The organism is Protofrankia sp. CiP1_Cm_nod4, assembly GCF_982290645.1.
On sequence record NZ_CEVIVC010000004.1, the window covers coordinates 9055 to 20421 of the forward strand.

Sequence of the window (11367 nt, forward strand, 5' to 3'; positions counted from 1 at the left end):
ACCGGGGGAGTAGCCGCCGGGGCGCAGCAGCACCGAGGCGCCGGTCAGGCGCAGCCTGGGCATGGTGATCCGGCCGGACTCGCTGTATATCCGGCCCAGCGTCAGCAGGACGTCGCCGCGCCCGACCAGGCCGACCGCCGCCGAGACGACGGTGTCCCGATAGCCGGTGGCGGGATCGACATCGAGCGCACGGTTCAGTGACGGGTCCAGCAGCGGCCCCGTGCCGCGGCCCGAGCCGTGGACGCCGGCATCCCGTACACAGGTGAAGGGCGCGGTGATGTCGCTTGCCTCCGAGGCCTCGCTCCCCGCCGCGGCCTCCGCCGGCGTGCCGGTCGTGGTTATCGTGTTCGCGGTCACCTCCAGCGTCCACGTTCCGAGCCTGCCGAGGCGGATCTCCTTCTCCAGACGGAAGTCAGCGGCGCTGACCAGGTCGCCGATGCGCAGCAGCGCGGCCGGGGCCCCGTCCGCCGGGCTGGTCGTGCCGCCGAGCGCCAGTTGTCGCAGTTCGATGTCCCGGCCCGTCCAGTGGAACGTGTTGGCGCCCCCGGCACGCGCCGAGGCCGTGCCGGCCATGCCGATGATCAGGACGGCCGAGCCCACGACCAGCAGGGACAACGACGCGCCGAGGTGGCGTGGGAAACGGGTCACCGGGCGTCCGGGTCCGGTGCCGGGCCCGTGGCATGCCGGTCGGGCTCGGCCGCGGAATCCAGGACGGCGGAATCCAGGGCGGCGGAATCCGGGGCGGCGGAATCCGGGGCGGTGCGGGGCAGGACCCCCGCGGCTGGCAGCGGAGAAGGCGGAACAGCGGAATCGGGAGGCGGGGAATCCGCGGCCGTGGGCTGGGCATCCGAAACCGAGGAACTCGTGACCGCGGCCGCGGGCCGGGTGTCGGCAGGCGGGGAGCCCGCGGCCGGGGCGGGCCCTGCCAGGGAGGACGCCGTCGGGGCGGTGACTACGCGCAGCGAGACCGTCCGTGTGCGTGGGATCAGGTCGTGGGGTACGCGGCCGGTCCACAGCAGAAGCAGCCAGCCGGCGGTGACGACGGCGGCGCACAGCGCGGCCGGGCCCAGACCGACGTGCCGGGGGAGCGGCAGCACGAGTTCGACGGTGCCGACGACCTCCACCGTGCGCAGTGCCTCGCGGAGCACCGCCCGGGCGGCCGGCACCGCCGCGGTACCCGTCGCCACGGCGCTGCCTGACATGGTGCTGCCTGACACGGCGGTGCCCGACACGGTGCTGCCTGTCGCCGGGCCGGCACCCGGTGCCGCCGCGGCTACCGCGGCTACCGGGCCCGGCGCCGTGAACACCCGGATGCCGAGCAGCAGCCGGCCCGGGGTCAGGGCGGCGGCGACGCCCGGCCCGACAACCAGCAGCCAGGCCGCCAGATGCAGCGCGTACCAGACGGCGATGTGCTCCTTGACCGGCCCGTTCAGGACGGTCGCGTAGAGGCCGACGACGATGACGCCGGCCAGCGCCAGGTCGATGGCCGCCGCCGCGGCCCGCACGCCGGCGCGGGCGGCGCGCACGGCGAGGAACGCGCCGTGCGGTGGCGGGGTCCACGCGGCGGCGAGCGACCCACCGATGATCGCCAGCAGCGAGCCGGCCCCCAGCCCGCCGGCGGCGATCGGGAAGGCGATCAGGCCGCCGATGACCGACAGCAGGCCCAGCGCCGCGCACGCGCCCGGATACCAGAGCATCAGCAGGCCGAACGCGACGATGAGCAGACCGACAGCCAGCCCGTACACGGCAACGTCGGCGGCGAAGAAGGCCGGGCCGAACGAGAAGCTGAAGTAGCAGATGGCGGCCCCGCCGGCCATGGTCGGCACGGCTGCCCGCCACGGCGTCCCGGCTGCCGACAGCCGGTCGTCGGACAGCGGCCGGGCCGTCGCCACCACGGGCCGGGCGCGCTCGCGGTGGCGACGGGGCGGCTTCGCCGGGCGGGCCGGCCGCGCCGGGTGGGCCGGCTTCGCCAGGTGGGCCGGGCGGTGCGGACGCGGTGGCGTGGCGGACACGTTCGTTGCCGCCCCTGCTGGCCATGGCCGGGCCATCAGGCCACCGGGCCCGCGTCACCGGACCGTTTCGTGGCCGGCGCCGGGCCTCCTGCCGGCGACGGCCACGAAACCGCGGAGCGGGAGAACCGGGCAGCAAAAGCGGTAAGAACGGTGTAAGCCGCAAAAGCGGTGAAAAGGTGGGATCGTGCCGTCCGGTCGTTCGTGTGAGGGCCGTCCGGCCGCTTGCGCGAAGCATTCATGCCAGGCAACGGAATTTCTGCGGGTCGTAGCCGCCGCGCTCGATGCCGACCTGGATGCTGCCCAGCGAGAGGCCGGTCGACCGCAGGCTCGTCGCCTCGACCCCGGCGCCGACCAGCACGACCCGGCCGGCGTCCAGCCGGATGGAGGCGAGCGGAGCGCCGCCGGCGGCGTCGATGGCGACCCCGTGGAAATCGATCGATTCCACGCAGATCCGGGACGCGCCGAGCGTGAGGCCGGTCACCTTCGTCCGTCCGGGAGCGTTGATCCGTAGTTTCCAGGTACCCAGCCCGCCGGGCAGTTCGAATGCCTTCTCCAGGACCAGCCCGTCGATCAGCGCCTGTTTCATGTAGATCTCGCCCGCCGGCAGCTGGCCGCCGTCCGGGGCCGAGTTCCCGTCGATGCTGGGTACCAGCGTGAAGCTGCCCGGCTGAGCCGGCTCGCCGGTGTCGATCGAGGCGCCGGCGACGCCGAAGGAACCGACGCTGCCGAGCGCGAACGGGAGGGCTGCGCCTCCCGACAGGACGACGACGACCATCGCCAGCAGCAGCGTGAACGCCACCCCGCCCACCGCCAACAGCCGGCTTCGGCTGATCATTGCGTACGGCTGATCATCGTGTACCTCGCCTGTGCGCGGAGGTGCGCTTCCGTTGAGGCCGGCCGACCGGCACCTCCGCCGCCCCCTGACGTTTACGGCTGAGAGTTCCACTGTTCTCGCACAAGTGTCAATGAATCGGATGATTCGGCCCGTGGGTTTGCCGTGGCCTGCCGGACCGACGTCTACCGGGTGGGCAGATGTCGGGTGGCATCCACTGGGTGGAGATCCGGCGGGTGGATGCGGAGATCTACCGGGTGGGCACTGTCGACGTATCGCCAGAGGAACGTCACACCATGGCGTATGCTTTGCAGCAAACGTGCCGTCCGGTCAACGAAGGAGTGGCACCATGACAGCTGTGGCGGTAAAGCATGACCCGGCTGCCCGCGAGCCGGCCCGCGAGCCGGCCGGCGGGCCGGTGGACATCGCCGGCCTGGCCGGCTGGCCGCTGCCGGTCAGCCGGATCGACTTCGACGAGGGCCTGGCCTTCCTGCGGGCTGTCGAGCCCGGCGGCTACACAGCCGACGCCCTCGAGCACGCGCCCCACGGCCAGCGGCGCTGGGAACTCCTCGACGGTGTCGTCGTCGTGAGCCCCGCCCCCAGCTACCGTCACCAGCGGGTCGTGCTCAACCTCGGGATGATCCTCCGTGCGGGTGAGGTCGGCCCGGCGCGCACTCTGATCGCGCCGTTCGACGTGCCCGTGTCGGTGACCAGGAAGTTCCAGCCGGACGTCCTCGTCCTGCCCGACCAGGAGGCGGTCCTGCCCGTCCTCGTGGTCGAGGTCCTCTCCCGTTACGGCCGCACGTACGACACCCGGCGCAAGCGGACCGCCTACCAGGAGGCCGGTATCCGTTCCTATTGGATCATCGATCCGCAGGTCCCGTCGATGACCGTCCACCGGCTTGGCCGCCATGGCATCTACGAGGTCGTCGACACCGTCCGCGGCGGCGACCGCCGCGAGCTCACCGAGCCCTTCCCCGTCACCGTGCGCCCCGCCGATCTGTTGCTCTGAGCGGCCGCGCCGGCCCGAGCGGCGCACCCACGATCACGGGGCCGGGCTCCGGGCCCGGCCGGCCGGGCGGCCGTACGGTCCTTCCGCTGTCGACGGCCCGGCCGTCCGGAGCGCACGCGGATACTTGTAGCCGCCCGTGATCGGCCGAGAACGGTGTGGCTGGCTTCCAGTGCCGATTCTTCGATCTTCCGGCGTCCGGTGGGCGGGGCATGGCAATGCGTAGAACAAGGCGTGGCAATGCGTAGGACCAGCATCCTGATTTGCGATTGTTGATCGAATTGTGATAATGGGAGCGGCTGTCCGACACGCCTACTCGACGCGCGATGTGGGGAGGCCCCGGGTGGGAGCGCCCAGGCGTTAAGGTCTTCGTCGAGGCCGTACGGTGCGAAAGGGGACCAATGTCCAAGGGTGATTCCTTCGTCCACCTGCACGTGCACACCGAGTACTCGATGTTGGACGGTGCGGCGAAGGTCGGCCTGCTGTTCGCCGAAGCGGCCCGGCTGGGCATGCCCGCGGTGGGGATGACCGACCACGGCAACATGTTCGGTTCCTACGAGTTCCACCAGGCCGCGAAAAAGGCCGGCATCACACCGGTCATCGGTATAGAAGCCTATGTCGCACCGGAGGCCCGGCACCACAAGAAACCCGTCTTCTGGGGTGACGGCGGGCAGCGCGACGCCGATCCGGACGGTGAGGGCGGCGATGTCTCCGGCGGTGGTGCCTACACCCACATGACAATGCTGGCGGCCAACTCGACGGGGCTGCGCAATCTTTTCCAGCTGAGCAGTATCGCCTCGCTCGACGGCTACTACCGCAAGCCCCGGATGGACCAGGAGCTGATCGCCGAGCACGCCGAGGGAATCATCGCCACGACCGGCTGCCCGTCCGGCGTGGTACAGACCCGGCTGCGGCTGAACCAGTTCGACAAGGCGCTGCAGGCCGCGGCCACCTACCGGGACATCTTCGGCCCGGAGAACTATTTCCTGGAACTGATGGACCACGGGCTCGCGATCGAACGGAAGGTCCGCGACGGCCTGCTCGACGTCGCCCGCCGGCTCGATCTGCGGCCGTTGGCCACGAACGACAGCCACTACGTCACCAAGGACCAGGCCGACTCGCACAGCGCGTTGTTGTGCGTCGGCACCGGGAAACGGCTCGACGACCCGAAACGTTTCAGGTTCGACGGCGACGGCTACTACCTGAAAAGCCCCGAGGAGATGCGCGACCTGTGGGACGACCAGGTTCCCGGCGCGTGCGACAGTTCGCTTCTGATCGCCGAACGGGTCGAGCCGTACGACGACGTCTTCGCCTATGTCGACCGGATGCCGCGGTTCCCCGTCCCGGCGGGGGAGGACCAGCTCTCGTGGCTGCGCAAGGAGGTGGCCCGCGGCGTCGAGCACCGCTTCGGCGCGAATCCGCCGCAGGAGGTTCTCGACCGGGTCGAGTACGAGATCGGCGTCATCGCCAACATGGGTTTCCCGGCCTACTTCCTCGTCGTCGCCGACATCTGCCGGTACGCCCGGGAGAAGGGTATCCGGGTCGGCCCGGGGCGTGGTTCGGCGACCGGGTCGATGGTCTCCTACGTCCTCGGCGTCACCGAGCTCGACCCGATCGAGCACCGGCTGATCTTCGAGCGGTTCCTCAACCCCGACCGCATCTCCCCGCCGGACATCGACCTCGACTTCGACGAACGCCGCCGCGGTGACATGATCCGTTATGTCACCGAGCGGTACGGCGAGGACCGGGTGTGCCAGATCCTCACCTTCGGCACGATCAAGGCGAAAGCCGCGGTCAAGGACTCGTGCCGGGTGCTGGGCTACCCGTACGCCCTCGGCGACAAAATCACCAAGGCGATGCCCCCGGACGTGTTCGGCAAGGGCATTCCGCTGTCCGGCATCCTCGACCCCGCGCACGAGCGGTACAGCGAGGCCGCCGAGGTGCGCGGCCTCTACGAGACCGACCAGGACGTCCGCAAGATTATTGACACCGCGCGTGGGCTGGAGGGCCTCACCCGCGGGACGGGGGTGCACGCGGCCGGGGTGATCCTCTGCTCCGAGCCGCTGCTGGACGTCCTGCCGATCCACCGGCGGGACGCCGACGGCGCCATCATCACGGGTTTCCCGTTCCCGCAGTGCGAGGACATGGGCCTGCTGAAGATGGACTTCCTCGGCCTGCGCAACCTCACCGTCATCGACGACGCGATCCTCAACGTGCGCAAGAACCGTGGCGTCGACATCGACCTGCAGAAGCTCCCGCTGGCGGACACCCCGACCTTCCAGCTGATGGCCCGCGGGGACACCCTCGGCGTCTTCCAGCTCGACGGCGGCCCCATGCGCAGCCTGCTGCGGCTGATGGCCCCGACGAAGTTCGAGGACATCGCCGCCGTTCTCGCGCTGTACCGGCCGGGGCCGATGGCGGCCAACTCCCACATCGAGTACGCCGACCGCAAGAACGGCCGCAAGCCCGTCACCCCGATCCACACCGAGCTTAAGGACCGACTGGAGGACATTCTCGGCGAGACCTACCACCTGGTGGTCTACCAGGAGCAGGTCATGACCATCGCGCGGGAACTCGCCGGCTACACCCTGGGCGAGGCCGACCTGCTGCGCCGCGCCATGGGCAAGAAGAAGAAGGAGGTGCTGGACGCCAACCACGCGGAGTTCATGGCCGGCATGGCGAAGAAGGGCTACTCCACCGAGGCCGCCCAGGCGCTGTGGGACGTGCTGGTCCCCTTCTCCGGATACGGGTTCAACAAGTCCCACACGGCCGGTTACGGCGTCGTCTCGTTCTGGACCGCCTATCTGAAGGCGAACTTCCCGGCCGAGTACATGGCGGCACTGCTGACCTCCGTCGGGGACGACAAGGACAAGATGGCGGTGTATCTCGCCGAATGCCGCAAGATGGGCATCCGGGTGCTGCCGCCCGACGTGAACGAGTCGACGCTCTACTTCACCCCGGTCGGCGACGACATCCGTTTCGGCCTCGGCGCGATCCGTAACGTGGGGGCGAACGTCGTCGCCTCGATCGCCGCCACCCGGGAACGGAAGGGCGACTACGCGTCGTTCCCGGACTTCCTGGAGAAGGTCGAGATCGCGGTCTGCAACAAGCGTGTCGTCGACTCCCTGATCAAAGCGGGCGCGTTCGACTCCCTCGGGCACAACCGCCGTGCCCTGTCACAGGTCCACGAAACCGCGGTCGACGCCGTCATCGGCACGAAACGCAACGAGGCGTTCGGCCAGTTCGACCTTTTCGGTGGCGGTGGCGGTGGCGGTGACGAGCCGGACGAGTCGATGAAAATCGGCCTCGGGCTGGATCTCAGCGCCGCCGAGTGGCCGCGCCCGGAACTTCTCGCGCAGGAACGCGAAATGCTCGGCCTGTACGTCTCCAGCCATCCGCTGGAAGGCACCCAGCGGATTCTGGACCGCAACCGGGACACCCGGATCATCGACCTTCTCGACAGCGGCCGCGGTGAGGGCGAGGTGCAGATCGCCGGCGTGATCGCGAAAATCGACCGGCGGGTCAACAAGAACAACGGCAACCTCTGGGCCATCGTCACCGTCGAGGACCTGGACGCGTCGGTCGAGGTCCTGTTCTTCCCGAAGAGCTACGAGGTGTATTCCGAGCAGCTCGTACCCGACGCGGTGGTCTCCGTCCGCGGGCGCATCAACGAACGCGACGGCTCCATCAGCATCTTCGCCCACGACCTGACCACACTCGACGTGAGCGTGAATCCGGACGCCGGACCGCCGGTGCTGATTTCCCTGCCCACGCACAAGGTGACCCCGGGCCTCGTCGACGAGCTGCGCCTGATCCTGGCCACCCATCCGGGGAACACCCCGGTGCACATCCGGCTGGAAAGCCCCCGCCGCAGCAACCTCCTGCTGCGCCTGGGGCCGGAGGTCGACGCGTCCTCGGCGTTCTGGGGCGACCTGAAAAGCCTGCTCGGCACGAAGGCCGTCGCCTCCTGACCAGCCACCTGGCCTGGCCGTCCACTCCCTCGATGTCGTCCTCCGCGACCGGACGTCGCCACGTGAAAGGGCCCCGGTGCCGCGACCGGATATCCGGTGCGGTCCCGGGGCCCTGTCACGTGACGACACGGGATACGGCCGTCGAGAAACAGCCCTTGCGGATCCGGTCAGGAGGAGAAGAACAGCTTGGCGAAGCCGTGGTGGCCGTGACCGCTATGGCCGTGATGGCCGTGCCCGCCGTGGTGGCCCCCATGCGGCACGCCCCACGCGGGCTGGGCGTACTGCGCGGGCTGTGTGTACTGCGGCGGGGGCGGCGGGGGCTGGTTGAACTGCCCTTCAAGCCGGCTGATGGCTTCCAGCTCCCCGTAGTCAAGGAAGATTCCCCGGCAGTTGTCGCACTGCTCGATCTGCACGCCGCTGCGGCTGTAGGTCCGCATCACCCCGTGGCACTTGGGACACTGCAGTGTGTAGCTCACGACGAAACCCACCCATCTCGCACTCACTCGCCCGGTGCGGCCCATTAGATCATTCGATTCGCCAGTAGCGTACCGGGTGTCCCGGATGCGGCCAGGGGACGTCACACCGGCCTGTCGGTCGCGGCTCGGACCGTCGGCGCGGCTGGGTCGTACCCCCACACCGTGCACGGAACCGTCGCCACCGAGGCGGACCGCGCCGGGCGCACCGCCCACGAGATCGCTGACCAGTTCGGCCGCACCCGGATCGGTGATAGTGCGCCTCCCGAGCGCCGGCGTTCCTGTACGCGCGTACATATTCGTCCCGAACGGCCCTCCCCTGGCCGCGACAGAATCAGGGGATGCAGAGTGCGTTGACCGCTGAAATCGAGATCGATCATCACGGACCTGTTGCCGTGGTGCGGTTCAACAGACCCGGCACCCTGAATGCGTTCACCCGCACGATGGGGGATGCGTATGCCGTGGCGATGCGTCAACTGGACCGGGATCCGCGCGTGCGGGCGATTGTTGTGACCGGCAGCGGCCGGGGCTTCTGTTCTGGTGCCGACGTCGAGGTGCTCCGTGGCGGTCCAGCCGCCATACGCGCCTTCATCCCGGTGCAGGAGGACATGCCCAGCTTTGTGCATCGCCTGTCCACCCCGGTCATAGCCGCGGTGAACGGGCCGGTGGCGGGAATCGGTTTCGCGTACATGATGGGCAGCGACGTTCGGTTCGCCGCGCGTGAGGCGAAGATCGCCACGACTTTTGCCCGCCTCGGGCTGGTCGCGGAATATGGCCTGTCGTGGCTGTTACCGCGTGCGCTCGGTGTCGGCCGTGCGCTTGATCTGCTCCTGAGCGGAAGGGTGATCACCGGCGCCGAGGCCCTCGAGATGGGGCTTGTGCAGTTCGCCGTGCCGGTCGCTGACGTCTTCACCGCGGCTGTGGAGTACGCGACCGACCTCGCCCTGAACTGTGCGCCGACCTCACTGGCAGTGATCAAGGCGCAGGTGTACGCCGACCTTGAGGACAACGAGACGCGGGCGCTGGAGCGTACGGCCCGGCTGATGGACCGGTCGTTCGACGGTCCTGATCTGGCTGAAGCCCTGTCCGCAAGAAGCGAGAGCCGTCGGCCGCTGTTCGGCGCGGCAGCCGGTTACGTGATCGCCCCTGACGCGCGAAGTGCGGCCAGCCCGGTCTCGTCGTAACCCAGCTGCCGCAGGATCTCCGGCCCGTCGGCTGCGGCGTTGCCGCCCGCGGCGAGGGTCGTCGGCGTGCCGGAGAACCTGGGTGCAGGCAGCGCGACCAGCGTGTCCTCGAACTCGGTGTAGGCCTGTCTGGCGACGTTGTGTGGGTGTTCTGGCGCTTCGGTGAGGCTCAGGACGGGTGCCACGCAGGCGTCGAGGGGCGCGAACAGTTCGGCCCACTCGTCACGGGTCCTGCTCCTGAAGGTGCCGGTGAGCCATGACTCGACAGCATCCGACTGGCCGCGATCGTACGGTGACGGCACCTGCGTCGGGTCGGATCCGATGGCCTCGCAGAATGTCTGCCAGAACTGCGGCTCGAGCGCGCCCATGGCCACCCAACGGCCGTCGGCGCACTCGTAGCACCGGTAGTTCGGACTACCGCCGTCAAGCAGGTTCGATCCGCGCTCGTCGCGCCACGAGCCGGAGCCGAGCAGCGTGCGTGTCATCGTTCCGAGATATGCGGCGCCCTCGACCATCGCGGCGTCAATGACCTGGCCGGCCCCGGACGTCCGGGCGTGAAGTACCGCCGCCAACAGCCCCATACCGAGGAAGAGGGATCCGCCGGCGAAGTCCGCCAGGTAGTTCACCGGCGGTGTGGGCGGCCCCTGTCTGGTGCCGATTCCGTGCAGAAGGCCGGAGATGGCGAGGTAGGTGATGTCGTGGCCGGCGGTCCGCGCGAGTGGTCCGTCCTGGCCCCAACCGGTCAGGCGGCCGTAGACGAGCCGAGGATTGCGGGACAGCGCTTCGTCGGGGCCGATGCCGAGGCGCTCGGCGACGCCGGGACGAAATCCTTCGATCAGAACGTCTGATCGCTCGGCCAGGCGCAGGACGACGTCGCCCGCGCCGTGCGCGTGAAGGTCCAGTTCAAGGTGTCGTCGTCCGCGGCCGAGCGGGCCGGCGATGAACACCTCGTCAAGGCTGCTGCGCTTCGCCGCCGGTTTCTGAATACGGACCACCTCCGCACCGAGGTCGGCCAGCAACATGCCGAGAAACGGCACAGGCCCGATGGCCGGCAGTTCCAGCACTGTCACGCCGCTGAGCGGTCCGCTCGCGCGGGCCTCCGCCGCGGAGCCGGCGCGGGCCCGCGGGAGGGGCCCGTCGAGGCTGCCATGCAGGGGTGTCCTCACCGGGGTGCCAGCCGGATCGCCCCGTCGAGCCGGATCACCTCGCCGTTGAGCATGGGGTTGGCGACGATGTGCTCGACCAGCGCCGCGTACTCGGTCGGCTCGCCCAGCCGCGACGGATGGGGCGTCTGGGTGCCGAGAGAGTCCTGGGCCTGCTGCGGCAGACCCTCCAGCATCGGAGTCCTGAACAGGCCGGGAGCGATCGTCACGACCCGGATCTGTCGGTCGGCCAGATCTCGGGCGAGCGGGAGGGTCATCCCCACCACGCCGCCCTTGGACGCCGAGTAGGCCACCTGCCCGATCTGCCCGTCGAAGGCCGCCACCGACGCGGTATTGACGATCACACCGCGTTCGCCGTCGACCAGCTCCGCCCTGGCGATCCGCTCCGCGGCGAGCCGGATCACGTTGAACGTGCCCACCAGGTTGACATGGACGAGCTGGGCGAACTGGGCGAGAGGCATGACCTCGCCGCGGCGCGACAGGATCCGGCCGGGTGTGCCAACGCCGGCACAGTTGACCACGATGCGGATGTCGCCCAGTGCGGCGGCGGCGTCCAGCGCGGCCGTGACGGCGTCCTCGTCCGTGACGTCGGTCGGCGCGAAGACCGCCTCCGTCGGGAGGCCTTTGGCCACGTCGTCTCCGGGCGCCGTGGGCAGGTCCAGAACCGCGATCCGGGCACCGGCCTCTGCCAGCGCGGTCGCGGCCGCTCGGCCGAGTCCGGAC

General features: G+C 69.8%; 9 protein-coding genes. 3 read left to right on the forward strand and 6 right to left on the reverse strand.

Annotation, left to right across the window (positions count from 1 at the left end; all coding sequences use genetic code 11):
- The 3 genes from AC5LSR_RS01850 to AC5LSR_RS01860 form a co-directional block, all read right to left on the reverse strand.
- Positions 1 to 648 (reverse strand): hypothetical protein (locus AC5LSR_RS01850; RefSeq protein WP_250286877.1); only part of this gene is annotated, 648 nt, incomplete at its 3' end.
- Positions 645 to 2012, reverse strand: coding sequence for a DUF6114 domain-containing protein (locus tag AC5LSR_RS01855; protein ID WP_493465164.1), 1368 nt, complete (start codon positions 2010 to 2012; stop codon positions 645 to 647). The genes AC5LSR_RS01850 and AC5LSR_RS01855, both read right to left, overlap by 4 nt.
- 235 nt (positions 2013 to 2247) lie before the next feature.
- A complete protein-coding gene (locus AC5LSR_RS01860) occupies positions 2248 to 2847 on the reverse strand; it encodes a hypothetical protein (protein WP_250282457.1) in 600 nt (199 codons plus the stop codon).
- Positions 2848 to 3193: 346 nt separating this feature from the next.
- Between AC5LSR_RS01860 and AC5LSR_RS01865 the strand changes: the two genes are divergently transcribed.
- A complete protein-coding gene (locus tag AC5LSR_RS01865; protein WP_250282455.1) occupies positions 3194 to 3856 on the forward strand; it encodes a Uma2 family endonuclease in 663 nt (220 codons plus the stop codon).
- Between the two features lie 398 nt (positions 3857 to 4254).
- Positions 4255 to 7824, forward strand: a complete 3570-nt coding sequence (dnaE, locus tag AC5LSR_RS01870; protein ID WP_250282454.1) for a DNA polymerase III subunit alpha — start codon at positions 4255 to 4257, stop codon at positions 7822 to 7824.
- Positions 7825 to 7991: 167 nt separating this feature from the next.
- Here the strand turns inward: dnaE and AC5LSR_RS01875 are convergent, their stop codons facing one another.
- A complete protein-coding gene (locus tag AC5LSR_RS01875; protein ID WP_493465165.1) occupies positions 7992 to 8300 on the reverse strand; it encodes a TFIIB-type zinc ribbon-containing protein in 309 nt (102 codons plus the stop codon).
- Between the two features lie 338 nt (positions 8301 to 8638).
- On the opposite strand from AC5LSR_RS01875, the gene AC5LSR_RS01880 reads away from it, so the two are divergent.
- Positions 8639 to 9481 carry an enoyl-CoA hydratase-related protein gene (locus tag AC5LSR_RS01880; protein ID WP_250292131.1) on the forward strand — a complete coding sequence of 281 codons (843 nt, stop codon included), beginning with the start codon at positions 8639 to 8641 and terminating at the stop codon, positions 9479 to 9481.
- Here the strand turns inward: AC5LSR_RS01880 and AC5LSR_RS01885 are convergent.
- Positions 9430 to 10647 (reverse strand): CaiB/BaiF CoA transferase family protein, encoded by a 1218-nt coding sequence (locus tag AC5LSR_RS01885; protein ID WP_250282450.1) that lies wholly within the window; start codon positions 10645 to 10647, stop codon positions 9430 to 9432. The genes AC5LSR_RS01880 and AC5LSR_RS01885 overlap by 52 nt on opposite strands.
- Positions 10644 to 11367: SDR family NAD(P)-dependent oxidoreductase (locus tag AC5LSR_RS01890; RefSeq protein ID WP_493468080.1), on the reverse strand; the 724-nt coding region annotated here is incomplete at its 5' end. The genes AC5LSR_RS01885 and AC5LSR_RS01890, both read right to left, overlap by 4 nt.